Genomic DNA, 25,273 nt, shown 5'->3' with positions numbered 1-25,273 from the left:
GCCCCGCCCGCCGCCTCCACCGCACCTTTCGCCGCATCAACACCCGTTCCGTCGCGAACGCAGCCGTTTTTCGGCCAATTCGCCGCGTTCCGGCGCCTTTTTTCACGCGTCGCGCGCTTTGACGGTATGCTATTCGCCAGCCGCGCCGGCCCTGCCGCTTCCAGGCCGCGCCTGCCTCCATCATCCAGCGAAAAACACAAGCCACGTGGGAGATCCTATGCACGTCAAGCTGTTCGCCGCGGCCGCCATCGCCGCCGCCCTTGCCGCCCCCGGCCTCGCCGCCGCCAAGCCGCTCACCGTTTGCACGGAATCGAGCCCGGACGGCTTCGACGTCGTGCAGTACAACTCGCTCGTCACGACCAATGCATCGGCCGACGTGATCTTCAACACGCTCGTGTCCTACGACGAGGCCGCGAAAAAGGTCGTGCCCGCGCTCGCCGACAAATGGGAGGCCAGCGCCGACGGCCTCACGTACACGTTCCACCTGCGCCCGAACGTCGCGTTCCAGACCACCGACTATTTCAAGCCGAGCCGCGCGCTCGATGCGGACGACGTCGTGTTCACGTTCACGCGGATGCTCGACGATGCGAACCCGTGGCACAAGGTCGCCGGCGCGAGCGGCTTCCCGCACGCGCAGTCGATGGGCCTCGTGAAGCTCGTGAAGTCGGTCACGAAGGTCGACGACAGCACGGTGAAATTCGTGCTGAACGAGCCGAACGCGACCTTCGTGCCGATCCTGACGATGGGCTTCGCGTCGATCTACTCGGCCGAATATGCGGACCAGTTGCTGAAGGCCGGCAAGCAGGCCGACCTGAACGCGAAGCCGGTCGGCACCGGCCCGTTCGTGCTGAAGAGCTATACGAAGGACGCGCTGATCCGCTACGACGCGAACCCGACGTACTGGGGCCCGAAGCCGAAGGTCGACCGGCTGATCTATGCGATCACGCCCGACCCGTCGGTGCGCCTGCAGAAGGTGAAGGCCGGCGAATGCCAGATCGCGCTGTCGCCGAAGCCGCAGGACGTGCTCGCCGCGAAGGGCGAAAGCGCGCTGAAGGTCGTGCAGACGCCCGCGTTCATGACCGCGTTCGTCGCGCTGAACACGCAGAAGAAGCCGCTCGACAACGACAAGGTACGCGAGGCGCTGAACCTCGCGTTCGACCGCGCGACCTACCTGAAGGTCGTGTTCGACAACACCGCGACGGCCGCGAACAACCCGTATCCGCCGAACACGTGGAGCTACGCGAAGGACATCGCGCCGTACCCGCACGATCCCGCGAAGGCGAAGCAGCTGCTCGCGCAGGCCGGCTTCCCGAACGGCTTCTCGACGACGATCTGGACGCGCCCGACCGGCAGCGTGCTGAATCCGAATCCGAAGGTCGGCGCCGAACTGCTGCAGGCCGACCTCGCGAAGATCGGCGTGAAGGCCGAGGTCAAGGTGATCGAATGGGGCGAGCTGATCAAGCAGGCGAAGCTCGGCCAGCATGACATGCTGTTCATGGGCTGGGCCGGCGACAACGGCGATCCGGACAACTACCTGTCGCCGCTGTTCAGCTGCAACGCGGTGAAGTCGGGCATCAACTTCGCGCGCTTCTGCGATGCGCCGCTCGACAAGCTGATCGCCGACGGCAAGGCGACCGCCGACCAGGCCAAGCGCGCGAAGCTGTACGAAAGCGCGCAGAAGATCATCCACGATCAGGCGCTGTGGATTCCGCTCGGCTACCCGACCGCGGCCGCGCTCACGCGCACCAACGTGAGCGGCTATCACGTCAGTCCGTTCGGACGGCAGAACTTCACGACGGTCGCCGTGCAGTAACCGTGCGTGGCGCGCAAGCGACGGCGCACGCGCCGCCCGCTTGCGGCCCGCACGGCGTGCTTGCTACACTGCGCGCCTATTCCTCATACCGGACGCCAGCCAAAGTGAACAACTAAGCCTTCCCGAAATGTTTTCGCCGCCCGTGCCACGCACGCCGCGCGCGAAGGTCTTCACGCATTTTTGGAGGTGCTTATGGCTGCAGCCACGCCCACCGGCGCGCTCGTCGCGCTTCATCACGTTTCCTTCCGCTTCGACGACGGCGTCACGCTGTTCGATTCGCTCGACCTGTCCATCGATCGCACGCCGACCGGCATCGTCGGCCGCAACGGCATCGGCAAGAGCCTGCTCGCGCAACTGATCGCGGGCCGCCGCGCGCCCAGCGCGGGCACGATCGAGCGGCATGCGCAGGTGGTCTACGTCGCGCAGCAGCACGACGACGACGCAATGGCCACCCCGCGGACCGTCGCGCAGATCACCGCGCTCGATGCCCCGCTCGGCGCCCTCGCGCGTCTCGCGGACGGGCGCGCAACGCCGCACGACTTCGAGCTGATCGGCGATCGCTGGGATCTCGCGGAGCGGCTGCGCACGACGCTCGACGCGGCCGGCCTGCACGACGTCCACGCCGACACGCCCGCGCACGCGTTGAGCGGCGGCCAGCTCGCGCGCGTCGCGCTGATCGGCGCGCTGCTGTCCGGCGCCGGCCTGCTCGTGCTCGACGAACCGACCAACCATCTCGACGCACCGGGCCGCGCGTGGCTGCGCGCGGCGCTCGACGGCTGGCGCGGCGGCGTCGTCATCGTCAGCCACGACCGTGCGCTGCTCGCCGGCGTGCAACGCATCGTCGAGCTGACGCCGCACGGCGCGCGTTCATATGGCGGCAACTATGCGCGCTACCGCGCGCAGCGCGACGCGGAACAGGACGCCGCGCACGCGGCGCTCGACCATGCGCGCACCGAGCGCGGGCGCGCACGGCGCCGGCTGGAACAGGAACACGACACGATCCAGCGTCACGCGGCCGCGTCGCTGCGCGACGCGAAGACAGCCAACCTGTCGTCGATGGCGCGTCAAAGCCGCAAGGGCGCCGCGCGCGCGATCATGGGGACCGTCCGGCGTCATCAGAGCGACTTCAAGGCGATGCTCGACGCGCGCGTGCAGGAAGCGGCCGCGCGCGTCGAAGCCGACGCGCCGGTGCTGGTATCGCTGCCGGGCACCGAGGTCAGCGCGCGCCGCCAGCTGTTCACGCTCGAACGCGCGCAACTGCCGTGGCGCGTCGCGGGCGACGCCGACGCGATCACGTGGTCGGCGAGCGGCCCCGTGCGCATCGCGCTGACGGGCCCGAACGGCTGCGGCAAGTCGACGTTGCTGAGAATGCTCGCGGGCGAGCTGGCGCCGCGTTCGGGCACCTGCACGACGCACGTGAGCGCCGCGTATCTCGACCAGCGGCTCGCGCTGCTCGACGCCGAGCGCTCGATCGTCGACCAGTTGGGCCTGCTCGATACGCCGCTCGCCGAAGGCGACCTGCGCAGCCGTCTCGCGCTGCTGCAGCTCGACGCGACGCGTGCGACGCAGCCGGCGCGGCAACTGAGCGGCGGCGAACGGCTGAAGGCGGCGCTCGCGTGCGCGTTGTGGCGCGGCACGCCGGCGCAACTGCTGCTGCTCGACGAGCCGACCAATCACCTCGATCTCGAATCGGTGCGCGCGATCGAAGCGGCGCTGGCCGGCTTCCCGGGCGCGCTCGTGGTCGCGTCGCACGACGCCGCGTTTCTCGCGGCGCTCGAACCGACGCACACGATGCAGTGGCAGCGCGACGGGTGGCGCTACGAACCCGTCGCGTGACGGCGACGCAGCGTCGTGCTCAGCCGGCGGTGCGGAACCGCAGCACGCCGTCGTCGCCCTGCTCGCGCACGAGTTCGCCCGCGAGCCACAGCAGGTTCAGGTGCGCGAGCGCCTCGCCAAGCGCGAACGTCATCTGGTGGATGTCGAGCTCGCGGCGGCGGAACATGATCGGCACGATGTCGGCCGCGCTCATCGGCTGCTCCGCGCACGCGACGCGCACTTCGGCCAGGCGCGCATCGTGGTGTTCGCGCAGTTGCGCGATGCGCGTGCGCACGCCGCGGAACGGCTTGCCGTGCGACGGCAGCACGAGCGTGTCGGGCGCCATCGTCTCGTAACGGCCGAGCGATTCGAGGTACAGCGCGAGCGGGTTCGCTTCCGGCTCGAGGTCGAACACCGACACGTTCGTCGAGATGCGCGGCAGCACCATGTCGCCGGAAATCAGCACGCCGTCCGCTTCGCTGTGGAGCGCGCAATGTTCAGGCGAATGGCCGAAACCGGTGACGACGCGCCACGTCCGCGCGCCGATCGTCACCGCGTCGCCTTCGCGCAGGCGCCGGTAGCGCGGCGGCACGGCCGGCACGAGGTCCGAGTAGTAGCTGCGGCGGTTGCGCAGCTTGTCGAGCGCGGCCGGATCGGTCAGCCCGTGGCGCGCGAAGTGATCGGCGGCGGCCGCGCCGCCCGCGTTCGAACCGTTGCCGGCCGCCATCAGGCAGCCGAACATATATTCGCCGAGCGTCATCCACAGCCGCACGTTCCAGCGGCCTTGGTCGCCGCCTTCGCACAGCCAGTTCGCGAGGCCGAAGTGATCGGGGTGGCAGTGCGTGACGAGCACGCGCAGCACGGGCAGGCCGTCGAGCTGCGTGTCGAAGATCTGCTCCCAGTGCGTGCGGATCGCGTCCGACGAGATCCCGCAATCGACGACCGTCCAGCCAGCCTGCCCGTCGATCTCGTCGCGCAGCAGCCAGAGATTGATGTGATCGAGCGAGAACGGCAACGGCATGCGCAGCCAGCGCACGCCGGGCGCAACCTCGAACGTGTCGCCCGCGGCGGGCAGCGTATCGGCGAAGGGGTAGTCGAGTTGGTGTTCCAGGGCGTTCATCGATGGGGTGTCTCGTCGTTATCGGTGCGAATGCGCGCCGGCGGCGGGCGCGGCGGGCGGTGCGTCGATTCTATCGCCGTCGCGAAAAACGCGTGCCCGGCGGGCGCCGGCCCGCCAAAAAAAGTTCGTGTCAGAATCGGTTCCGTACCCGTATCTTTACGCGAAGATGCACCGAACGGCGCCGAACGGCGAGCAACACGCCGATTGACGGCCATTCGCGCGTCGCCCCGAAAGTCATTGAAACGCCGACTTGGGCGCTAAAATGGCGAGTGCTTACAGCCCCTCCCGAACGAGCCTGCACGCAATGAATCACTTCCCCAAACTGCTGTCGTCGCAGATCGGTTTCGACGTCGCGCAGACGATGCTCGAATACTTCGATCGCCATTACCGGATCTTCCGCGAAGCGGCCGTCGAAGCGAAGACGCTGTTCGAGCGCGGCGACTGGCACGGGCTGCAGCGGCTCGCACGCGAGCGGATCACGTCGTACGACGAGCGCGTGAAGGAATGCGTGGAGGTGCTGGAAGACGAATACGACGCGGAGAACATCGACGACGAAGTGTGGCAGCAGATCAAGCTGCACTACATCGGCCTGCTCACGTCGCACCGCCAGCCCGAGTGCGCGGAGACCTTCTTCAATTCGGTGTGCTGCAAGATCCTGCACCGCTCGTATTTCAGCAACGATTTCATCTTCGTGCGCCCGGCGATCTCGACCGAGTACCTGGAGAACGACGAGCCGGCCGCGAAACCGACCTACCGCGCGTACTATCCGGGCACCGACGGGCTCGCGGTCACGCTCGAGCGCATCGTCACGAACTTCCAGCTCGAGCCGGCGTTCGAGGATCTCACGCGCGACATCGGCTGCGTGATGCAGGCGATCGACGACGAATTCGGCCACTTCGACGCAGCGCCGAATTTCCAGATCCACGTGCTGTCGTCGCTGTTCTTCCGCAACAAGAGCGCGTACATCATCGGCCGCATCATCAACGCCGACCGCGTGCTGCCGTTCGCGGTGCCGATCCGCCACGTGCGCCCGGGCCTGCTCGCGCTCGACACCGTGCTGCTGCGCCGCGACCTGCTGCAGATCATCTTCAGCTTCTCGCATTCGTACTTCCTCGTCGACATGGGCGTGCCGTCCGCGTACGTCGAGTTCCTCTGCACGATCATGCCGGGCAAGCCGAAGGCCGAGATCTACACGTCGGTCGGGCTGCAGAAGCAGGGCAAGAACCTGTTCTACCGCGACCTGCTGCACCACCTGTCGCATTCGAGCGACCGCTTCATCATCGCGCCCGGGATCAAGGGCCTCGTGATGCTCGTGTTCACGCTGCCGTCGTTCCCGTACGTGTTCAAGATCATCAAGGACCACTTCCCGCCGCCGAAGGAAACGACGCGCGCACAGATCATGGAGAAGTACCAGCTCGTGAAGCGCCACGACCGCCTCGGGCGGATGGCCGACACGCTCGAGTATTCGAGCGTCGCGCTGCCGCTCGCGCGGCTCGATCACGCGCTCGTGCGCGAACTCGAGAAGGAAGTGCCGTCGTTGCTCGAATACGAGGACGACAAGCTCGTGATCAAGCACCTGTACATCGAGCGCCGGATGACGCCGCTGAACCTGTACCTGCAGAACGGCAGCGACGCGGACGTCGAGCACGGCGTGAAGGAATACGGCAACGCGGTGAAGGAGCTGATGAAGGCGAACATCTTCCCCGGCGACATGCTGTACAAGAACTTCGGCGTCACGCGCCACGGCCGCGTCGTGTTCTACGACTACGACGAGATCGAATACCTGACCGACTGCAACGTGCGGCGCGTGCCGCCGCCGCGCAACGAGGAAGACGAGCTGTCCGGCGAACCGTGGTATACCGTCGGTCCGCACGACATCTTTCCGGAGACCTACGGGCCGTTCCTGCTCGGCGACCCGCGCGTGCGCAGCGTCTTCATGAAGCATCACGCGGACTTTTTCGATCCCGCGCTGTGGCAGGCGAGCAAGGACAAGCTGATGCAGGGCGAACTGCCCGATTTTTATCCGTACGACGCGACCCTGCGCTTTTGCGTGCGCTACCCCGCGCGCTTCGGGGCGACGGGCCGCAACGACGGCGCGGGCGACGCGCAGCGCGCCGCCTGACGCCGGCCACACCCCGATCCGATATCGACTTGATTTCCGACAACGGAATCCACACCGATGACTACCCAAGACAATCCGCTTTCACATCTGTTCGACAACAACGATGCCTGGGTCAAGCGCCAGCTCGCCGACGATCCCGATTTCTTCGCCCGGCTCGCCGACCAGCAGGCACCGGAATATCTGTGGATCGGCTGCTCGGATTCGCGCGTGCCGGCGAACCAGATCATCGGCCTGCCGCCGGGTGAAGTGTTCGTGCACCGCAACATCGCGAACGTGGTCGTGCACAGCGACCTGAACTGCCTGTCGGTGATCCAGTTCGCGGTCGACATCCTGCGCGTGAAGCACATCATGGTCGTCGGCCACTACGGCTGCTCGGGCGTGAACGCGGCGTTGCACAACCGCCGCGTCGGCCTCGCGGACAACTGGCTGCATCACGTGCAGGACGTGCGTGAGCGCCATGCGGCCCTGCTCGACGAATGGCCGGTCGGCGAAGCAAGGTATCGCCGCCTGATCGAGCTGAATTCGATCGAACAGGTCGTCAACGTGTGCCGCACGACGATCGTCAACGACGCATGGGCACGCGGCCAGTCGCTCACCGTGCACGGGCTCGTGTACGGCGTGCACGACGGCCGGATGCGCAACCTCGGGATGTCCGTGTCGAACTTCGACGCGCTCGACGCAACCTACAAGCGCTGCGTGGCGGCGCTGACCGCGCGCGGCCAGCACGCGCCGGACAACGACATGGTCGCGGCGGACGCCGCACGGCTCGACGGCGTCGCGCAGGCGGTCGCCGCCACGCTGAAGCCGTGTGACGACGCGCAGTAACGTGAGGTGCGCGCCGGCCGCCCGGCGGCGACTGCCGCGCGGGCGCGGCACGCATCGAACTGATCTGACACCGGCACCGCCACGGCGGCGCCAACCCAAGGAGCGACGAGCATGAAAACCGTATTGATCGTCGGTGCATCGCGCGGCCTCGGCCGCGAATTCGTCCGGCAATACCGGCGCGACGGCTGGAACGTGATCGCCACCGCGCGCGACGCCGCGTCGCTCGACGCGCTGCGCGCGCTCGGCGCCCAGGCGCATGCGCTCGACATCGCGCAGCCCGAGCAGATCGCGGCGCTCGGCTGGAAGCTCGACGGCGAGCGGCTCGACGCGGCCGTGCTCGTGTCGGGCGTGTACGGGCCGCGCACCGAAGGCGTCGAGACGATCACCGCCGAGGATTTCGACGCGGTGATGCATACGAACGTGCGCGGGCCGATGCAGTTGCTGCCGATCCTGCTGCCGCTCGTCGAGGATGCGCGCGGCGTGCTGGCGGTCGTATCGAGCCGGATGGGCAGCATCGCCGAGGCGACCGGCACGACCGGCTGGCTGTACCGCGCGAGCAAGGCCGCGCTGAACGACGCGCTGCGCATCGCGTCGCTGCAGACGCGCCATGCCGCGTGCATTTCGCTGCATCCCGGCTGGGTACGCACCGACATGGGCGGCGCGCAGGCCGCGATCGATCCGGAAACGAGCGTGACCGGCATGCGTCGCGTCATCGCCGAATCCGGTTCGGACGTGTCCCAGGCGAACGGCCGGTTCTTCCAGTACGACGGCATCGAGCTCAGCTGGTGAGTGCGCCGACAACCCAGCGTTGTTAATTCACATTTCGCATGATTTTGAACCGACCTGACGCGTGCCCGTGCGGCGGCGCGTCCCCCGCGCCCGCCAGGACGTCCGCGCCGCGCTATGCGGCCTGCTGCGGCCGCTTCATCGACGGCGGCGAGGCCGCGCCGACCGCACTCGAATTGATGCGTTCGCGGTACAGCGCGTACGTGCTCGGCGCGACCGATTACCTGCGCGCGACGTGGGCCGCGCGCACCTGCCCGCCCGATCTCGACACCGACCCCAGCGCGCCGGACGCGCCGCGCTGGCTGGGCCTCGCGGTCAAACGCCACGCGCCGCTCGACGACCGGCACGCGGAGGTCGAATTCGTGGCCCGCTACAAGGTCGGCGGACGCGCCTACCGGCTGCACGAGACGAGCCGTTTCGAGCGCGACGAGCACGGTTTCTGGCGCTATGTCGACGGCGAAGTAAGTGAACGCTGACAAATAGTTGCTGTGTCAGACGCCGGGTTATTCCCGCATTGCACAACCCGATTTTGTCGGGCTACGATGACCTCGAATTGGTCATGTTGCATGGCAGGGCTTACGGATGGCGTTCAGCAAGGTATTGGTGGGATGGATGGCGGCCTGTGCGCTGTCGGCCGCTCAGGCCGGTACGCTGCCGAGCGCCAATACGGGTGCGGGCACCAGCGGCTCGCTCGCCCATGCCGAGCACTTCGACTACGCCGACGCGAACCTGCCGCAGGTTGCCGCCGACCTCAACGAACAGATCCTCCGCATTCCGGCCGACGCGTCGGGCGCCGTCACGCTCGAGGCCACGCTGTTCAAGCCGAACGGCCCCGGCCCGTTCCCGCTCGTCGTCTTCAACCACGGTAAAAACACCGGCGATCTCCATCTGCAGCCGCGCAGCCGGCCGCTCGCGTTCGCGCGCGAATTCGTGCGCCGCGGCTATGCGGTGATCGCGCCGAATCGCCAGGGCTTCGCCGGTTCGGGCGGCACGTACCAGCAGGAAGGCTGCAACGTCGGCAAGAACGGCCTCGCGCAGGCCGCCGACGTCGACGCGACGGTGCGCTACATGTCGCGCCAGCCGTACGTCGATGCGTCGCGCATCGTCGTCGCCGGCACGTCGCACGGCGGCCTCGTGTCGGTCGCCTACGGCACCGAAGCCGCGGCGGGCGTGCGCGGCATCATCAACTTCTCCGGCGGGCTGCGCCAGGACCTGTGCGACGGCTGGCAGCGCAACCTCGTCGACGCGTTCGACCAGTACGGCGCGCATACGGCCGTGCGGTCGCTGTGGCTGTACGGCGACAACGATTCGGTGTGGACGCCCGCGCTCGTCGCGCAGATGCACGATGCGTACGTGTCGCATGGCACGCAAGCGCAGTTCATCGATTTCGGCCGCTACAAGGACGACGCGCACCGGCTGATCGTCGATCGCGACGGCGTGCCCGTGTGGTGGCCGGCCGTGCACGCATTCCTCGCCGAACTGAACCTGCCGACCGCGGTGCGCTATGCGGTCGCGAACCCGCACGAGCCGAAGGCCACCGGCTATGCGTCGATCGATGCGGTCAACGCGGTGCCGTACGTCGACGAAGCCGGCCGCGAAGGCTATCGCCGCTTCCTGAACCAGCATCCGAGCCGCGCGTTCGCGGTGTCGTCGGAAGGCGCGTGGTCGTGGGCCGAAGGCGGCGACGATCCGATGGCGCTCGCGCTCGACAACTGCGCGAAGCAAGGCGCGGGCGCATGCCGGCTGTATGCGGTCAACGACCGTGTCGTGTGGAACGACAACGCGACGCAGACGGCCGACAACGGCGACGCCCCCGCCCGCGACACCGATACGCGCGCACTGGCTTCGCGCTGACGTCCGACGCGCGGCGGATCGTACGCCGCACGCGTTTTTCGTCTTTTCCCCCGCTTCGCTTCCTTTTCTTTTCTCCTGAGCGCGTGTCCGTCGCGCGGCGCCGCCTGCCGTTCCGGTTGCCTCATTGCGTTCCGGTTCCCCCCACCGCCGCGCCGCCGCCTTTCGGTCGCGACGTCGCCCCGCGCGCCCGGATTGCGCTTCGATCCCCGATTTTTCGCCCGCGCACCGCGCGCCGCCCCGCGATTTTTTTCTGTCGGGGGGTGTCACTCGAACGTCGTCATCTGCGCGCATTTCGCCCGATCCGTCGCGTTCCGTTCCGAGCCCCCACAAACTGCGTCGAACTCCCGCCCGACAAGGCTTTGCGGCACTTGTAACCGCTAGTGCAACGTCCGGCGGAACACGCTAATCTCAGCGCGTTTCGTATCCCGCCGCGCAGCATCCCGTCGATGCCGCGCGGCCGTTTTACCCCCCGGAGTCGCCTTGAGTACGCCAGCCACCGACGACTGGGTCGCGCGCAGCCTGCGCGCGGTCTGGCACCCCTGCACCCAGATGAAGCATCACGAGCGCCTGCCGCTCGTCCCCGTCGCGCGCGGCGCGGGCGTGTGGCTGTACGACCGTGACGGCCGCCGCTACTTCGACGCGATCAGCTCGTGGTGGGTCAACCTGTTCGGCCATGCGAACCCGGACATCAACGCGGCGCTGAAGGACCAGCTCGACACGCTCGAGCATGCGATGCTCGCCGGCTGCACGCACGCGCCCGCGATCGAGCTCGCCGAACGGCTGCACGCGCTCACCGGGCGCACGCTCGGCCATGCGTTCTTCGCGTCGGACGGCGCGTCGGCCGTCGAGATCGCGCTGAAGATGAGCTTCCACGCGTGGCGCAACCGCGGCCGCGCGAACAAGCAGGAATTCGTCTGCGTCGCGAACAGCTATCACGGCGAGACGATCGGCGCGCTCGGCGTGACCGACGTTGCGCTGTTCAAGGATGCGTACGACCCGCTGATCCGCCACGCGCACGTGGTCGCGTCGCCCGATGCGCGCGGCGCGCTGCCGGGCGAGACGGCCGCCGACGTCGCCGGCCGCGCGCTCGCGGACGTGCGGCGTCTGTTCGTCGAACGCGGCGACCGGATCGCCGCGCTGATCGTCGAGCCGCTCGTGCAGTGCGCGGCCGGCATGGCGATGCACGATCCGTCGTACGTGCGCGGGCTGCGCGCGCTGTGCGACGAATTCGGCGTGCACCTGATCGCCGACGAGATCGCGGTCGGGTGCGGGCGCACCGGCACCTTCTTCGCGTGCGAGCAGGCCGGCGTCTGGCCCGATTTCATGTGCCTGTCGAAAGGGATCAGCGGCGGCTATCTGCCGCTGTCGCTGGTGCTCACGCGCGACGACGTGTTCGCGGCGTTCTACGACGACGACACGACGCGCGGCTTCCTGCACTCGCATTCGTACACCGGCAACCCGCTCGCGTGCCGCGCGGCGGTCGCGACGCTCGACCTGTTCGCGCGCGACGACGTGCTCGCGAGCAATGCCCGCAAATCGGCGACGCTGCGCGCGGCGCTCGCGCCGCTCGACGCGCACCGCCAGGTGCGCCACCTGCGCGAGCGCGGCACGCTGTTCGCGTTCGACGTCACGCTCGACGGCGACGCGGCGCGCAGCTTCTCGCGACGTTTCTTCGAACACGCGCTCGAACGCGAGCTGCTGCTGCGCCCGATCGGCACGACCGTGTACCTGATGCCGCCGTACGTGATGAGCGACGACGACATCGCGTGGCTCGCGCAGCGCACGCGCGACACGCTCGACGCGACGCTGGAGGACCTCGGCCGATGAGCCTGCTCGACACCCTGCAACGCGGCCTCGCCGATCTCGACGCGCAAGGGCTGCGCCGCGTGCGCCGTATCGCCGACACCGCGTGCGACGCACGCATGACCGTAAACGGCCGCGAGATCGTCGGCTTCGCGAGCAACGACTACCTCGGCCTCGCCGCGCATCCGGCGCTCGTCGCCGCATTCGCGGAAGGCGCGCAGCGCTACGGCTCCGGCAGCGGCGGCTCGCACCTGCTCGGCGGCCATTCGCGCGCGCACGCGCGGCTCGAGGACGAGCTCGCGGGCTTCGCGGGCGGCTTCTCCGACGCGCCGCGCGCGCTGTACTTCAGCACCGGCTACATGGCGAACCTCGCCGCGATGACGGCGCTCGCGGGCAAGGGCGCGACGATCTTCTCCGACGCGCTGAACCACGCGTCGCTGATCGACGGGATGCGGCTGTCGCGCGCGAACGTGCAGGTCTATCCGCACGCCGATACGGCCGCGCTCGCCGCGCTGCTCGACGCATCGGAGGCCGAAACGAAGCTGATCGTCAGCGACACCGTGTTCAGCATGGACGGCGACGTCGCGCCGCTCGCCGAACTCGTCGCGCTGGCCGAGCGCCACGGCGCGTGGCTCGTCGTCGACGATGCGCACGGCTTCGGCGTGCTCGGCCCGCAGGGGCGCGGCGCGCTCGCGGCCGCCGCGCTGCGTTCGCCGCATCTGGTGTACGTCGGCACGCTCGGCAAGGCGGCCGGCGTCGCCGGCGCGTTCGTGATCGCGCACGAAACCGTGATCGAATGGCTGATCCAGCGCGCGCGCAGCTACATCTTCACGACCGCCGCGCCGCCGGCCGTCGCGCATGCGGTCTCCGCGAGCCTGAAGGTGATCGCGGGCGACGAAGGCGACGCGCGCCGCGCGCACCTCGCCGCGCTGATCGAACGCACGCGTGCGCTGCTGCGCAACACGCGCTGGCAGCCGGTCGATTCGCACACGGCCGTGCAGCCGCTCGTGATCGGCAGCAACGATGCGACGCTCGCGGCGATGCGCGCGCTCGACGCGCACGGCCTGTGGGTGCCCGCGATCCGGCCGCCGACGGTGCCGGCCGGCACGTCGCGGCTGCGCGTGTCGCTGTCGGCCGCGCATTCGTTCGACGATCTCGCCAAGCTCGAAGCCGCGTTGATCGAAGCTAGCGAGGCAGCAGCATGACCGCCCCGCTCTCGCTGTTCGTCACCGGCACCGATACCGAAATCGGCAAGACCTTCGTGTCGGCCGCGATGCTGCACGGCTTCGCGCGGCACGGGCTGCGCGCGGCCGCGCTGAAGCCGGTCGCGGCCGGCGCGTACCAACGCGACGGCGTCTGGCGCAACGAGGATGCCGATCAGCTCGACGCCGCCGCGAACGTCGTGCTGCCGCCCGAGCTGCGCACGCCGTTCCTGCTGAAAGCGCCGGCCGCGCCGCACATCGTCGCCGCGCAGGAAGGCGTGACGCTCGACCTCGACACGATCGTCGCGTGCCATCGCGAAGCGCTGACGCGCGCGGACGTCGTCGTCGTCGAAGGCGTCGGCGGCTTTCGCGTGCCGCTGAACGACACGCAGGACACCGCCGATCTCGCGGTCGCGCTCGGCCTGCCCGTCGTGCTCGTCGTCGGCATCCGGCTCGGCTGCATCAGCCACGCGCTGCTGACGGCCGATGCGATTCGCCAGCGCGGGCTCGCGCTCGCGGGCTGGGTCGCGAACCACGTCGACCCGGCCATGTCGTTCGCCGACGAGAACGTCGCGACGATTCGCGACTGGCTCGCGCGCGAGCACCGCGCGCCGCTCGTCGGCCGCATCGCGCACATGACGCCGGCCGCCCCCGAATCCGCCGCGGCGATGCTCGACATCGCCGCGCTCGTCGAGTCGCTGCGCGCCGCGCGGCCTTGACCCAACCGATCCCCCAATCCCGCCCAGGACAGGAAAACGAAATGACCCAAGCCCAGACCGTCGCCGTGCAATCCGACGCGATTCCCATGGCTGCACCGGCGCCGCAGCGCTGGCGCGTCGCCGACGTCGTCGCGCTGTTCGAACTGCCGTTCAACGACCTGATGTTCCGCGCGCAGCAGGTGCATCGCGAGCACTTCGACGCGAACGCGGTGCAGCTGTCGACGCTGCTGTCGATCAAGACGGGCGGCTGCGAGGAAGATTGCGGGTACTGCTCGCAGTCGTCGCATCACGACACGGGCCTGAAGGCCGAGAAGCTGATGGACGTCGACACGGTGCTCGACGCCGCGCGCGCGGCGAAGGCGAACGGCGCGAGCCGCTTCTGCATGGGCGCCGCGTGGCGCAATCCGAAGGAGCGCCACATGCCGGCGCTGACCGAGATGGTGCGCGGCGTGAAGGAGCTCGGCCTCGAGACCTGCATGACGCTCGGCATGCTCGAAGACGAACAGGCTCGGCAGCTCGCCGACGCGGGCCTCGACTACTACAACCACAACCTCGACACGTCGCCGGAGTTCTACGGCCAGGTGATCTCGACGCGCACCTACCAGGATCGCCTCGACACGCTCGACCGCGTGCGCGACGCGGGCATCAACGTGTGCTGCGGCGGCATCATCGGGATGGGCGAATCGCGTCGCGAACGCGCGGGCCTGATCTCGCAGCTCGCGAATCTGAACCCGTATCCGGAATCGGTGCCGATCAACAACCTCGTCGCGATCGAAGGCACGCCGCTCGAAGGCACCGCGCCGCTCGATCCGTTCGAATTCGTGCGCACCATCGCGGTCGCGCGCATCACGATGCCGAAGGCCGTCGTGCGCCTGTCGGCCGGGCGCGAGCAGCTCGACGACGCGATGCAGGCGATGTGCTTCCTCGCCGGTGCGAACTCGATGTTCTACGGCGACCAGCTGCTGACGACGAGCAACCCGCAGACGCAGCGCGACCGCGCGCTGTTCGAGCGCCTCGGCATCCGCGCGAGCCAGGCCGACGCGCTGTCGGACAACGCGTAAGCGGCAACGGCCGGCGCGCCGCGCCCGCCAACGAAAAAGCCGGGGCGCGCCCCGGCTTTTTCACGCCCGCGCGCACCACTCAGGTCGCGCCGCCCAGTGCGCGCGGCTCCATGAACGTGTGCCGGAAATAGTCGCGCACCGCGTGCATCGCGGGACTCAGCTCGATGTTCTTGCGCCACGCGAGGCCGACGCTCATCGGCGGCACCGGGTCGCGCAGCACGATCGTCTCGATGCGCCGCCCTTCGAGCGACCACGGGCGATACACCATGTCGGACAGGATCGCGACACCGCTGCCGTTCGCGACCATGCTGCGCACCGCCTCGACCGACGAGGTGCGCAGGATCACGTTCGGCCGGTACGGCGTCTCGTTCCAGTAACGCAGCGCGGTCTGCCCGGCCTCGTCCACCGTCAGCATCACGAACGGCTCGTGCGCGACCTCCGCGAACGTGACGCTCTCGCGCCGCAGCAGCGGATGATGCGCGCCGACCCACAGCCTGCGCACCGAATGGATCACCGGCTCCAGCACGAGCTCCGGATTCGACACGTTCGACGTGAGCAGCACGGCCATGTCGTAGCGGCCCGCGATCAGCCCTTCCTCGATCGACTCGCGGTTCAGCTCGTGCAGGTGGATCGTCAGGCGCGGATAGAGCGTATTGAGCCGCAGCACGTGATGCGGCAGGAAGTAGCCGAGCACCGTGTAACTCGCGGCGATCGCGAGCGTGCCGGTCAGCGTGCTTTCGAGATTCGGGATCCGCATCGCCTCGTCGACCGACGACAGGATCGTGTACGCGTGATTGAGAAAACGCCGCCCGGTATCGGTCAGCGTCACGCCCGCCGACGTGCGCACGAACAGCTGCGTGCCGAGACTGTCCTCCAGTTCCTTGATCGCGCTCGTCACGGCCGACTGCGAGATGGTGAGCTGGATCGCGGCCTGCGAGATCTGTCCGAGCTCGGCGGTCGCGACGAAGTACTTGAGCTGTCTGAGCGTCAGGGCCATGCGCGGTGGAAAACTGATGGGGGCATGGCAACCATCATATCAACCGTCCGTTTCTCGGCAATCCGGGCCCGCCCGACCCGCGCGCATCCGCCTGCCGCGGCGCCGGGCAGCCGCTTCCCGCGATATCTGAAAAATCGATACGCTCGCATATAAAAATAGAACTATTTTGACGCACCCCGCACGGCTAACCTGCGTTCAACACGGTATCGACACGCGCTGCGGCGCACGCGAAACCGGAGAACCTGGAGGAACGAACCGTATGAGGAAGCACAGTGTCGACCTGAATTCGGACATGGGCGAAGGTTTCGGCCCGTGGACGATCGGCGACGGCGTCGACGAGCAGATCATGCCGCTCATCAGCTCGGCGAACATCGCCACCGGTTTTCATGCCGGCGACCCGAACATCATGGCGCGCACGGTGCAGCTCGCGCGCGACGCCGGCGTCGGGATCGGCGCGCATCCGGGCTTTCGCGATCTGGCGGGCTTCGGTCGCCGCACGATCACCGAAACGCCGCAGGCGCTCGTCCACGACATCCTGTATCAGCTCGGCGCGCTGCGCGAGTTCGCGCGGCTCAACGGCGTGGGCCTGCAGCACGTCAAGCCGCACGGCGCGCTCTACATGCACGCGGCGGCCAACGAGGCGTTCTCGCGGCTGCTGATCGAGACGCTGCAGCGCGTCGATCCCGGCCTGTGGCTGTACTGCATGGAAGCGTCGGTCACGTATCGCGTGGCGAGGGAGTACGAACAGCCGGTGATTCGCGAGTTCTACGCCGATCGCGACTACGACCGCAGCGGCTCCATCGTGTTCACGCGCCGCGTCGGGCGCCTCGACCCGCAGCAGGTGGCCGACAAGGTGCTGCGTGCGTGCATCGACGGCAAGGTGCGCACGATCGACGGCGACGACATCGACATCGATTTCGATTCGGTCTGCATCCACAGCGACACGCCCGGCGCGCTCGACCTCGTGCGCGAAACGCGCGACGCGCTGGTCCGCGAAGGCATCCGGACCGCCGGCCCGCGACCGCTCGCCGCTCATCACTGAACCCGATTCAAGGAGACGCAAGATGGCATTGCACGACATCGTCAGCCCGTTGCCGGGCACGTTCTACCGGCGCCCGTCACCCGAGGCGGATTACTACGTCGCGGTGGATGCGACGGTCGCGGCCGGCGCGGTGGTCGGCCTCGTCGAAGTGATGAAGCAGTTCACCGAGATCGAAGCCGATGCGGCCGGCCGCGTCGTCGAGCTGCTCGTCGACGATGGCGAGCCGGTCGACGCCGGCCAGGTGCTGATGCGGATCGAGGGGTGATGCGATGAAGCCGGCAAACGCCCCCGACACCTTCTATCGACCGTCGCGGATCAAGACCGTGCTGGTCGCGAACCGCGGCGAAATCGCGGTGCGCGTGATCCGCGCGGCACGCGAGCTCGGCATGCGCGCGGTCGCCGTGGTCAGCGACGCGGACCGCGACAGCCTCGCCGCGCGCATGGCCGACGAAGCGATCCACATCGGGTCGTCGCATGCGGCGAAGAGCTATCTGAATCCGGCCGCGATCCTCGACGCCGCGCGGCAATGCGGCGCGGACGCGATCCATCCGGGCTACGGCTTCCTGTCCGAGAACGCGGCGTTCGCCGCGCAGGTCGAGGCGGCCGGGCTGATCTTCGTCGGCCCGGGCGCGCAGGTGATCGCGACGATGGGCGACAAGGCGCGCGCCCGCGACACCGCGCGGCGCGCGAACGTGCCGACCGTGCCGGGCAGCGACGGCGTCGTCCAGTCGCTCGACGCGGCCCGCGCGGTCGCCGCGCACATCGGCTATCCGATCATGATCAAGGCGGCTGCGGGTGGCGGCGGGCGCGGCATCCGCGTCGCGCACGACGCCGCGCAGCTCGACGCCGAACTGCCGCTCGCGCAGCGCGAGGCGCAGGCCGCGTTCGGCGACGGCGGCGTCTATCTCGAACGCTTCATCGCGCGAGCGCGGCACATCGAGGTGCAGGTGCTAGGCGACGGCCGCGACGTCGTCCACCTGTTCGAGCGCGAATGCTCGCTGCAGCGGCGCCGCCAGAAGATCCTCGAGGAAGCGCCGTCGCCGTCGCTCACGCCGGCGCAGCGCGACGCGCTGTGCGCGTCGGCCACGCGCCTCGCGCGCGAAGTCGGCTACCGCAGCGCGGGCACGCTCGAATACCTGTTCGACGATGCGCGCGGCGAGTTCTACTTCATCGAGATGAACACGCGCATCCAGGTCGAGCATCCGGTGACCGAGGCGATCACCGGCATCGATCTCGTGCGCGAAACGCTGCGCATCGCCGACGGCGAGCCGCTGCGGTTCGCGCAGGCCGACATCGCGATGCGCGGCGCCGCGCTCGAATGCCGGATCAACGCGGAAGATCCGCTGCAGGATTTCCGCCCGAATCCGGGCCGGATCGACGCACTGGTGTGGCCGACCGGCCCCGGCGTGCGCGTCGATTCGCTGCTCTACCCGGGCTACGTCGTGCCGCCGTTCTACGATTCGCTGCTCGCGAAGCTGATCGTGCACGACGAGAGCCGCGCGGCCGCATTGCGGCGTCTGTCTCGCGCGCTCGGCGAGCTGCAGGTCGGCGGCCTGAAGACCACCGCGCCGCTGCACGTCGCGCTGCTCGCGGACGACGACGTGCGCGCGGGCCGCTATCACACGAATTTTCTCGAAGCGTGGATGCCGTCATGGCGCGAGGCCGCGACGGCCGCCGCCCGGCAGCACGAAACCGCGGACGCCGCGCGCGTCGGGGAGGCCCTGTGACGACCCGTTATACGTTCGGCGGCGACGAGTTCGTGTTCGTCGAGATCAGCGAGGCGATGTCGCTCGACGCCTTCTTCAAGGGCACGGCGATCACGCGCGAATTGCAGCGGCGTGCGGTGCCGGGCATCACCGAGATCTGTCCGGCGAACGCGTCCTATCAGGTGCGCTACGACCCGGACGTGATCGAGCCCGACACGCTCGTCGCGCTGCTCAAGGCGATCGAGGCCGAGGTCGGCGACGCGCCGCTCGAACTCGATACGCGCATCGTCGAGGTGCCGGTGCTGTACAACGACCCGTGGACGCACGAGACGCTGATGCGGTTTCGCGAGCGTCACCAGGACCCGTCGTCGACCGATCTCGAATATGCGGCGCGGATCAACGGCAAGCGCGACGTCGACGACTTCATCGCCGCGCACTCGGGCTCGCCGTGGTTCGTGTCGATGGTCGGCTTCGTCGCGGGCCTGCCGTTCATGTACCAGATGGTCGAGCGCGCACGCCAGCTCGAAGTACCGAAATACCTGCGGCCGCGCACCGACACGCCGAAGCTGACGGTCGGCCACGGCGGCTGCTTCGGCTGCATCTACTCGGTGCGCGGCGCGGGCGGCTACCAGATGTTCGGCGTGACGCCGGCGCCGATCTTCGATCCCGCGCAGCGGCTCGACTACCTGCGCGATTTCATGGTGTTCTTCCGGCCCGGCGACATCGTGAAGTTCCAGCCGATCGATCGCGACGCCTATGACGCCGCGGTGGCGGCCGTCGAAGCGGGTACCTTCTCGCTGCGCGTGCGCCCCGTGAAATTCTCGCTCGACGCGTTCCGGCGCGATCCCGATGCGGTCAACCGTTCTCTCGTCGAGGTGCTGCATGCCCGCTGACGCGCACAACCTGATCGAGGTCGTGAAACCCGGCCTCGCGACGTCGGTCCAGGATACGGGCCGGCAAGGCTACTACCACGTCGGCATCCCGCCGTCGGGCTCGCTCGACCAGTACGCGTCGCGCGCGGCGAACCTGCTGGTCGGCAATCCGGAACAGGCGGCCGTGCTCGAATGCACGCTGCTCGGCCCGGAGCTGCTGTTCCATGCGGACGCGCTGGTCGCCGTCACGGGCGCCGAGATGACCCCGAAGATCGACGGCGTCGGGCAGCGCTGCAACGTCGCGCTGTGGATCCGCGCGGGCAGCGTGCTGTCGTTCGCCTACGTGAAGGGCGGCGCCCGCGCGTACCTGGCCGTCGCGGGTGGCATCGACGTGCCGGTCGTGCTCGGCAGCCGCTCGACCTACACGCTCGGCGCGATCGGCGGCCACGCGGGCCGGCGCCTGCAGAAAGGCGACCGTTTGCCGATCGGCGCGGCGCGCGGCACGCTTCGCGAAGGGCGCGAGCTGCCGGCGTCGGTCAGCCGGCCGCTGGACAGCCAGGTCGAACTGCGCGTGCTGCCGGGGCTGTACCACTACCGGCTCACCGACGCGTCGGCGCACACGTTCTTCGATGACGAATGGACGGTCGCGCCCGAGGCGGACCGCATCGGCTACCGCTACAAGAACGGCCGGCCGCTGCAGTTCCGGCCGCGCGAGCAGCCGTTCGGCGCCGGGGCCGATCCGTCGAACATCGTCGACGCGTGCTATCCGATCGGCTCGATCCAGGTGCCGGCCGGGGTCGAGCCGATCATCCTGCATCGCGATGCGGTGTCGGGCGGCGGCTACGCGACGATCGGCACGGTCATCAGCGCCGACATGGACCTGATCGGCCAGATGCAGCCGAACCATCGCGCGCGCTTCGTGCGCGTGACGATGGCCGACGCGCTCGCCGCGCGCCGCGAGTATCAGCGGCGCCTCGCGCTGCTGCGCGCCGTACTGAAGGACTGAGCGCCACGCGCCCGGCCGTCGCGCCGGGCGCCGTGCGCCGCCCTCCGTTTTCATCCTTCGCTTCCGTTTCCCGTCCGTGCGGCCGCGCGCGGCGCGGCGGGGACGCCTGCGCGCCGTTTTCGCCGGACCGGTTGCCCGCCCCGACGTCGGGGCAACCCCGCGGCTCGCATGGGCCGCGGCCCAGACGTCGTCCGCTGTTTCGCTCATCGAGGAGCACGCTCATGGCCAACCTGGCTCAGGCCCGCACCGACGAGGATCTCGACCTGTCGACGCTCGCCATTCCCGATCACGCACGCATGCCGCCCTTTGCGCTGACGATGGCGTGGTGGGCCGTCTGCAGCGCGGTGTTCTACATCGTCGTCGGCGCGACGCTCGCGCTCACCTACGGCGCGCGCAACGCGCTGATCGGGATGGCGCTGTCGGTCGTTTCGTACGGCATCGTCAATTCGATCATCAGCCGCTACGCGATCCGTACCGGCCTGTCGGTCGCGCTGTTCTCGCGCGTGCTGTTCGGCAGCGCGGGCGCGGCGCTCGCGACGCTGATCTTCTTCGCGACGGCGATCTACTACGCGGTGTTCGAGGGCTCGGTGATCGCGGTCGCCGCGCATCACCAGTTTCCGGCGCTCGACTACAAGTGGGCCGCGCTGATCGTCGTCTGCTACAGCGTGCCGCTCGTGTTCGGCAGCGTGCAGCACTGGCTCGACAAGTTCAACGGCGTGCTGCTGCCGTTCTACCTGTTCGGGTTGCTTGCGGCGGTCGGGCTCGCGACGGCCGAGTACGGCTATCACGCCGCGTGGCTCGATTTCGGGCCGGCGGGCGGCGCCCCGGCCGGCGGCTGGTGGCAGTGCTTCGTCTACTACATGGGCGTATGGGTGCTGATGATGTTCACGTTCGACTACGCGCGCTTCGGCCGCAAGGCCGACGCCCGCTATCACGGCCGCTTCAACTTCGGGATGCCGTTCTACCTCGTCACGTTCCTCGTCAACGGCGCGGCCGGCATCTATCTCGTCAGCACGATTCCCGGGCTCGGCACGCTGTCGGAAGTATCGGTCGTGCTCGCGCTGCTGAAGCTGATGGGCGTGTGGGGGCTGCTGTTCGTGTGGGTCACGCAGTCGCGCATCAATACCGCGAACTACTACCTCGCGACCGTCAACATGCAGGCGTTCTTCCAGAAGGTCGCGGGGCTGCGCGCGCCGAAATTCGTGTGGGCGGTCGTGGTCGGCGCGGTCGTCTATGCACTGATGATGGCCGACATCTTCTCGCGGATCCTGCAAGCGCTCGCGTACCAGGGCATCTTCGTCGTCGCGTGGGTCGGCGTCGCGCTCGCGCACATCCTGTCGGCGCGCTACGGGCAGCTCGTCGGCGACGACGTCGAATGCCGCGACGCGCACGTGCCGGTGTTCAATCCGGGCGGCCTGACCGCGTGGTTCGCGGGCGCGTTCGCGGGGCTCGCGCTGAACCAGGCGACCGGGTTCGCCGCGTCGCTGTCGGCGCCGGCCACCTTCGTCGTGTCGTGGCTCGTCTATCGCGCGCTGCTCGGCACCGCGAAGCGGACCTGGTTCGTGCGCAACACGTGACGCGCCGCGGCTCGGGCGCCGGCCCTAGCCGATCGTCTGCACCGGATGGCCCTGCGCGTCGCGGATCACCGTCGGCTCGACCCGCCAGCGCACGCCGTCGAGCCCGTCGATCGCATACTCGCCGGCGCGCGGCTTCAGCGTGCGCGCCAGCGCCTGCACCGTCGCGTCGGTGAGCCGCAGCGTCAGCGTGCCGTCTTCGTCGCTCACGCCGTTCGCGTCGCCGCGCACGAACCGCACCGCGCCGTCGTGACCGACGAGGCGAAACGGCCGGTCGAACGGCAGCCGCAGCGGCAGTAGCGTGACGAGTTCGTCGACCTGCCGCGCGCCGACGGTGATCTCGATCACCGGCGCGCGCAGCAGCCGCTTGCGGGTGCCCCAGCCGAGCACGTCGGTGAACAGGTAACCGCTCGCCGAGCCGTCGCGCTGCGTGCCCGCGTCGACCTGCTCGCGCACGTCCGCGCGTTCGAGCAGCGACGCGCGGCCGAGATCGGTCATCCACAGCGGCATGTGCGGCAGCAGCGTGTCGAGCAGCGCACGCGTGCGCCAGCGCTTCGCGGCGCGTTCCTCGTCGAGCGTCAGCCCGACGACCTGCAGGAACGCGAGACGGCCGTGCGGCGTGTCGATCGCCGGCAGCTCCGGATCGAACGCGAAGCCCATCGAGCAGAGCGCCGTATCGGTATCGAGCGCGATCGGGCCGTTGGCCGTCATCCAGTGGCCGTCGTCGAACGCGTTGCCGCTCTGGAACACGTAGCGCGCGAGATTCTGCAGGAAGCTGAACACCCAGCGCGGCGGCTCGTCGTCGCCAGCCACGCACGCGACGCGCATCGTCAGCTCGAAGCCGAAACCGCTGGCGGCCGGATCGTCCGACTCCTTCGCATACAGCTCGCTCAGCCCGTACGTGACGAAATGCCAGTGCGGCACGGGGGCCGCGCGCCGCCACACGCTGATCCCGTCGAGCGGATCGGGGCCGCCGAGCCGCCACTTGACCAGCGTGCCGTAGTGCTTCGGCTCCTGGCCCGGATAAAGGCGCGCGAGCGCGGCGTCGATCGCGTCCCAGCCGGGCGCGGCATCGTCGTCCGCGCCGTCGTGCGTGTCGTGCGTGGCGTCCGTCATGTGGCCCGCTCTCCCCGATGATGTCGTGTCGTGTTTGTGTCGTGCGGTGTCGGGACGTGCGTCACACGTGCGACGCCGCGCCGTCGAGCGCCGCGCGCACGCGCTCGACGCGTTGCCCGTCGACGGGCGCCAGCACCTCGCCGCGCGGCCGCACGCCCGAGCCGAAATGCACCGCACGCACGCCGGTGGCGCGGACGAAATCGCCGACCGCGTCGATCGTGAGCCCCGAGCCGGCCAGCACCGTGCAGGTCGTGCCCGCCGCCTGCCGCACGAGCCGCGTGATCGTCGCAACCGCGTCGAGCACCGACGGATGACCGCCCGACGTCAGCACGGACGTGACGGCCGGCACGCGCAGCAGCGCGTCGAACGCGGCGTTCAGATCGCGCGCGACGTCGAACGCGCGGTGAAACGTGAGCGCGCGCCCGTCCGCGGCGGCCGCGATCCGGGCCAGCGCGCCGAGATCGACGTCGCCGCGCGGGTCGAGCGCGCCGAACACGACGCCGTTCGCGCCGGCCGCGACGGCCGCGCGCACGTCGCGCTCGATCACGCGCAGGTCGTCGGCGTCATAGACGAACGAGCGGCTGTGCGGACGCACGATCACGTTGACGGGAATCGGCACGGCGGCCACGACGGCCTCGATCAGGCCGACGCTCGGCGTCAGCCCGCCTTCGGTGATCGCGGTCACGAGTTCGAGGCGGTCGGCGCCCGCGCGGGCGGCGGCCTGGGCATCGCCGACGGTCGTGGCGATCACTTCGAGGAGGACGGAAGAAGCGGCATGTCGGTTCATGGGCGGCCCGCGAATCGTCTGGATAATTCGCGCATCCTAGCCGAGCCGCGTGACGGACGCCAGCGTGCCGGCGGCCGCGTATTTCAGTCGCGCATTTCAGCCATGTCCTTCAGCCGCGCCGCACGAGCCAGACGCCGACCAGCGCGGACAACCCCGTCACCGCGGTGCCGGACACGAACCGGAACATGCGCGCGTCGAAGTACGCGCCCTGCTGCTGCATCATGTCGACGATCGCCGGCGTGAGCAGGAGCATTCCCCAGCCGATCATCCCGAGCGCGGTGGTCGCGGCCGCGGCCAGCAGCGTGATGCCCGCGCCGCGCGCACGCGGCCGGAATGCACCGGCAAACGCGCCCGCAGCCAGCAGCACGGCCGACGCCGTGAACAACACGGCGACGAATACGACCGTCACACCCGCCTGCCCGACTTTCAGGAACGCGGCCAGCTGCGCGGCCATCACGCCGAAGCCGGCGATCGTGAACAGCACGATCGCCAGCGCGTTGCGCACGACGCTCATGCAACGGTCTGCCTGAAATACGCAGTCGCCGGGCGCCGGAACAGCAGGTAGACGAACACGGCGAACAGCAGGACGCCCGGGATCAGCACCGCGAGCATCGACGCCGGCATGTTGATCAACGAGAACGCGATGCCGAACACGAACGTCACGATGTACGCCTTGCGCGACCACTCGCGCCCCTTGAGGATCGCGATGCCGATCACGACGTTCGCGGCTTCGATGATCACGCTGATGCCGAGCGTCGCCCAGACGGGCAGCAGGTAGTGCGACAGCAGCGCCTGGGTGGTCGGCATGCCGATCGAGAACGGCGTATACACGCAGGTGATCGCGTTGGTCACGATGATGACCCACGCGAGGATGGTCAGCGAAATCGGTCGTTTCATGGTTTTTTCCTTTTTTTATTCGCCGCCATGGTGGCCCCCGGGACGGCGCGCGCGGTCACGATGGCCGCGGTCGCGCCATTGTCGGGGAAGCCCGCGGTGAACGCAACGGCCGCCCCGCGCCCCGCTCGCTGCTCACCGCATGCGTGCCGTGCGTCG

General features: G+C 69.1%; 23 protein-coding genes. 17 read left to right on the top strand and 6 right to left on the bottom strand.

The genetic code is table 11. The features are described from left to right. Positions 1–217: 217 nt before the first annotated feature. Together H0X90_RS30200 and H0X90_RS30195 are read left to right on the top strand one after the other, a co-directional pair. A complete protein-coding gene (locus H0X90_RS30200; protein ID WP_006483648.1) occupies positions 218–1,813 on the top strand; it encodes an ABC transporter substrate-binding protein in 1,596 nt (531 codons plus the stop codon). Between the two features lie 192 nt (positions 1,814–2,005). Then, on the top strand, positions 2,006–3,649 hold the full coding sequence (locus H0X90_RS30195; RefSeq protein ID WP_077189562.1) for an ABC-F family ATP-binding cassette domain-containing protein: 1,644 nt from the start codon (positions 2,006–2,008) through the stop codon (positions 3,647–3,649). Between the two features lie 19 nt (positions 3,650–3,668). Here the strand turns inward: H0X90_RS30195 and H0X90_RS30190 are convergent, their stop codons facing one another. Continuing rightward, positions 3,669–4,748 carry an MBL fold metallo-hydrolase gene (locus tag H0X90_RS30190; RefSeq protein ID WP_006483650.1) on the bottom strand — a complete coding sequence of 360 codons (1,080 nt, stop codon included), beginning with the start codon at positions 4,746–4,748 and terminating at the stop codon, positions 3,669–3,671. A gap of 304 nt (positions 4,749–5,052) precedes the next feature. Between H0X90_RS30190 and aceK the strand changes: the two genes are divergently transcribed. The 9 genes from aceK to bioB all read left to right on the top strand — a co-directional run bounded on the left by aceK (position 5,053) and on the right by bioB (position 15,120). Next, positions 5,053–6,870, top strand: coding sequence for a bifunctional isocitrate dehydrogenase kinase/phosphatase (aceK, locus tag H0X90_RS30185; RefSeq protein ID WP_077189563.1), 1,818 nt, complete (start codon positions 5,053–5,055; stop codon positions 6,868–6,870). Between the two features lie 57 nt (positions 6,871–6,927). Then, positions 6,928–7,695, top strand: coding sequence for a carbonate dehydratase (gene can / locus H0X90_RS30180; RefSeq protein WP_006493618.1), 768 nt, complete (start codon positions 6,928–6,930; stop codon positions 7,693–7,695). A 111-nt stretch (positions 7,696–7,806) separates the two neighbouring features. Continuing rightward, positions 7,807–8,484, top strand: coding sequence for an SDR family oxidoreductase (locus H0X90_RS30175; RefSeq protein WP_006495437.1), 678 nt, complete (start codon positions 7,807–7,809; stop codon positions 8,482–8,484). 38 nt (positions 8,485–8,522) lie between these two features. After that, positions 8,523–8,957 carry a YchJ family protein gene (locus H0X90_RS30170; RefSeq protein WP_006495438.1) on the top strand — a complete coding sequence of 145 codons (435 nt, stop codon included), beginning with the start codon at positions 8,523–8,525 and terminating at the stop codon, positions 8,955–8,957. A gap of 106 nt (positions 8,958–9,063) precedes the next feature. After that, a complete protein-coding gene (locus H0X90_RS30165) occupies positions 9,064–10,335 on the top strand; it encodes a dienelactone hydrolase family protein (protein WP_006487605.1) in 1,272 nt (423 codons plus the stop codon). A 480-nt stretch (positions 10,336–10,815) separates the two neighbouring features. Next, positions 10,816–12,162, top strand: coding sequence for an adenosylmethionine--8-amino-7-oxononanoate transaminase (gene bioA / locus H0X90_RS30160; protein ID WP_077189564.1), 1,347 nt, complete (start codon positions 10,816–10,818; stop codon positions 12,160–12,162). Beyond that, entirely contained in the window at positions 12,159–13,343 is a 1,185-nt protein-coding gene (gene bioF, locus H0X90_RS30155) for an 8-amino-7-oxononanoate synthase (protein WP_077189565.1), read from the top strand. Before bioA ends, bioF begins: the two co-directional genes overlap by 4 nt. Next, positions 13,340–14,059, top strand: coding sequence for a dethiobiotin synthase (gene bioD / locus H0X90_RS30150; protein ID WP_006483466.1), 720 nt, complete (start codon positions 13,340–13,342; stop codon positions 14,057–14,059). The genes bioF and bioD overlap by 4 nt, the downstream gene beginning before the upstream one ends. Positions 14,060–14,100: 41 nt before the next feature. Next, positions 14,101–15,120 carry a biotin synthase BioB gene (gene bioB, locus H0X90_RS30145; RefSeq protein WP_006483467.1) on the top strand — a complete coding sequence of 340 codons (1,020 nt, stop codon included), beginning with the start codon at positions 14,101–14,103 and terminating at the stop codon, positions 15,118–15,120. Between the two features lie 79 nt (positions 15,121–15,199). Here the strand turns inward: bioB and H0X90_RS30140 are convergent, their stop codons facing one another. Then, the gene (locus tag H0X90_RS30140; RefSeq protein WP_006483476.1) at positions 15,200–16,117 is read right to left on the bottom strand and encodes a LysR family transcriptional regulator; all 918 of its coding nucleotides are present in this window, start codon (positions 16,115–16,117) and stop codon (positions 15,200–15,202) included. A gap of 259 nt (positions 16,118–16,376) precedes the next feature. Here H0X90_RS30140 and H0X90_RS30135 point away from each other — a divergent pair, with 259 nt between their 5' ends. The 6 genes from H0X90_RS30135 (at position 16,377) to H0X90_RS30110 (ending at position 22,320) form a co-directional block, all read left to right on the top strand. Further along, a complete protein-coding gene (locus H0X90_RS30135) occupies positions 16,377–17,159 on the top strand; it encodes a 5-oxoprolinase subunit PxpA (RefSeq protein ID WP_012329326.1) in 783 nt (260 codons plus the stop codon). A 22-nt stretch (positions 17,160–17,181) separates the two neighbouring features. Then, positions 17,182–17,424 (top strand): acetyl-CoA carboxylase, encoded by a 243-nt coding sequence (locus H0X90_RS30130; protein ID WP_027812637.1) that lies wholly within the window; start codon positions 17,182–17,184, stop codon positions 17,422–17,424. A 4-nt stretch (positions 17,425–17,428) separates the two neighbouring features. Then, positions 17,429–18,886 (top strand): acetyl-CoA carboxylase biotin carboxylase subunit, encoded by a 1,458-nt coding sequence (locus H0X90_RS30125; RefSeq protein WP_077189566.1) that lies wholly within the window; start codon positions 17,429–17,431, stop codon positions 18,884–18,886. Continuing rightward, positions 18,883–19,758 carry an allophanate hydrolase subunit 1 gene (locus tag H0X90_RS30120; RefSeq protein WP_006495445.1) on the top strand — a complete coding sequence of 292 codons (876 nt, stop codon included), beginning with the start codon at positions 18,883–18,885 and terminating at the stop codon, positions 19,756–19,758. The genes H0X90_RS30125 and H0X90_RS30120 overlap by 4 nt, the downstream gene beginning before the upstream one ends. Further along, on the top strand, positions 19,748–20,743 hold the full coding sequence (locus H0X90_RS30115; RefSeq protein WP_006483468.1) for a biotin-dependent carboxyltransferase family protein: 996 nt from the start codon (positions 19,748–19,750) through the stop codon (positions 20,741–20,743). The genes H0X90_RS30120 and H0X90_RS30115 overlap by 11 nt, the downstream gene beginning before the upstream one ends. Before the next feature lie 221 nt (positions 20,744–20,964). Next, entirely contained in the window at positions 20,965–22,320 is a 1,356-nt protein-coding gene (locus tag H0X90_RS30110; RefSeq protein ID WP_006484074.1) for a cytosine permease, read from the top strand. A gap of 24 nt (positions 22,321–22,344) precedes the next feature. On the opposite strand, the gene H0X90_RS30105 is transcribed toward H0X90_RS30110, so the two are convergent. The 4 genes from H0X90_RS30105 to H0X90_RS30090 all read right to left on the bottom strand — a co-directional run bounded on the left by H0X90_RS30105 (position 22,345) and on the right by H0X90_RS30090 (position 25,117). Beyond that, positions 22,345–23,433, bottom strand: coding sequence for a suppressor of fused domain protein (locus H0X90_RS30105; RefSeq protein WP_077189567.1), 1,089 nt, complete (start codon positions 23,431–23,433; stop codon positions 22,345–22,347). Between the two features lie 61 nt (positions 23,434–23,494). Further along, positions 23,495–24,220 carry a copper homeostasis protein CutC gene (locus H0X90_RS30100; protein WP_034201302.1) on the bottom strand — a complete coding sequence of 242 codons (726 nt, stop codon included), beginning with the start codon at positions 24,218–24,220 and terminating at the stop codon, positions 23,495–23,497. A 109-nt stretch (positions 24,221–24,329) separates the two neighbouring features. Beyond that, positions 24,330–24,734 carry a hypothetical protein gene (locus tag H0X90_RS30095; RefSeq protein WP_077189568.1) on the bottom strand — a complete coding sequence of 135 codons (405 nt, stop codon included), beginning with the start codon at positions 24,732–24,734 and terminating at the stop codon, positions 24,330–24,332. Beyond that, positions 24,731–25,117 carry a hypothetical protein gene (locus H0X90_RS30090; RefSeq protein WP_077189569.1) on the bottom strand — a complete coding sequence of 129 codons (387 nt, stop codon included), beginning with the start codon at positions 25,115–25,117 and terminating at the stop codon, positions 24,731–24,733. The genes H0X90_RS30095 and H0X90_RS30090 overlap by 4 nt, the downstream gene beginning before the upstream one ends. Positions 25,118–25,273 lie beyond the last annotated feature (156 nt).

This window comes from Burkholderia sp. 9775_39, from assembly GCF_015712225.1.
Classification (GTDB): domain Bacteria; phylum Pseudomonadota; class Gammaproteobacteria; order Burkholderiales; family Burkholderiaceae; genus Burkholderia; species Burkholderia cenocepacia.
This window is presented reverse-complemented; position numbering and strand designations above follow the sequence as displayed.

Excerpts from the sequence above, each read along its gene's own strand:
- H0X90_RS30090 (WP_077189569.1), bottom strand. The coding sequence starts at position 25,117 with ATGAAACGACCGATTTCGCTGACCATCCTCGCGTGGGTCATCATCGTG.
- H0X90_RS30175 (WP_006495437.1), top strand. The coding sequence starts at position 7,807 with ATGAAAACCGTATTGATCGTCGGTGCATCGCGCGGCCTCGGCCGCGAA.
- H0X90_RS30140 (WP_006483476.1), bottom strand. The coding sequence starts at position 16,117 with ATGGCCCTGACGCTCAGACAGCTCAAGTACTTCGTCGCGACCGCCGAG.
- H0X90_RS30105 (WP_077189567.1), bottom strand. The coding sequence starts at position 23,433 with ATGACGGACGCCACGCACGACACGCACGACGGCGCGGACGACGATGCC.
- H0X90_RS30165 (WP_006487605.1), top strand. The coding sequence starts at position 9,064 with ATGGCGTTCAGCAAGGTATTGGTGGGATGGATGGCGGCCTGTGCGCTG.
- H0X90_RS30195 (WP_077189562.1), top strand. The coding sequence starts at position 2,006 with ATGGCTGCAGCCACGCCCACCGGCGCGCTCGTCGCGCTTCATCACGTT.
- can (WP_006493618.1), top strand. The coding sequence starts at position 6,928 with ATGACTACCCAAGACAATCCGCTTTCACATCTGTTCGACAACAACGAT.
- H0X90_RS30110 (WP_006484074.1), top strand. The coding sequence starts at position 20,965 with ATGGCCAACCTGGCTCAGGCCCGCACCGACGAGGATCTCGACCTGTCG.
- bioB (WP_006483467.1), top strand. The coding sequence starts at position 14,101 with ATGACCCAAGCCCAGACCGTCGCCGTGCAATCCGACGCGATTCCCATG.
- H0X90_RS30200 (WP_006483648.1), top strand. The coding sequence starts at position 218 with ATGCACGTCAAGCTGTTCGCCGCGGCCGCCATCGCCGCCGCCCTTGCC.
- H0X90_RS30190 (WP_006483650.1), bottom strand. The coding sequence starts at position 4,748 with ATGAACGCCCTGGAACACCAACTCGACTACCCCTTCGCCGATACGCTG.
- H0X90_RS30130 (WP_027812637.1), top strand. The coding sequence starts at position 17,182 with ATGGCATTGCACGACATCGTCAGCCCGTTGCCGGGCACGTTCTACCGG.
- H0X90_RS30095 (WP_077189568.1), bottom strand. The coding sequence starts at position 24,734 with ATGAGCGTCGTGCGCAACGCGCTGGCGATCGTGCTGTTCACGATCGCC.
- H0X90_RS30170 (WP_006495438.1), top strand. The coding sequence starts at position 8,523 with ATGATTTTGAACCGACCTGACGCGTGCCCGTGCGGCGGCGCGTCCCCC.
- bioD (WP_006483466.1), top strand. The coding sequence starts at position 13,340 with ATGACCGCCCCGCTCTCGCTGTTCGTCACCGGCACCGATACCGAAATC.
- H0X90_RS30100 (WP_034201302.1), bottom strand. The coding sequence starts at position 24,220 with ATGAACCGACATGCCGCTTCTTCCGTCCTCCTCGAAGTGATCGCCACG.
- H0X90_RS30115 (WP_006483468.1), top strand. The coding sequence starts at position 19,748 with ATGCCCGCTGACGCGCACAACCTGATCGAGGTCGTGAAACCCGGCCTC.
- H0X90_RS30135 (WP_012329326.1), top strand. The coding sequence starts at position 16,377 with ATGAGGAAGCACAGTGTCGACCTGAATTCGGACATGGGCGAAGGTTTC.
- H0X90_RS30125 (WP_077189566.1), top strand. The coding sequence starts at position 17,429 with ATGAAGCCGGCAAACGCCCCCGACACCTTCTATCGACCGTCGCGGATC.
- aceK (WP_077189563.1), top strand. The coding sequence starts at position 5,053 with ATGAATCACTTCCCCAAACTGCTGTCGTCGCAGATCGGTTTCGACGTC.
- bioF (WP_077189565.1), top strand. The coding sequence starts at position 12,159 with ATGAGCCTGCTCGACACCCTGCAACGCGGCCTCGCCGATCTCGACGCG.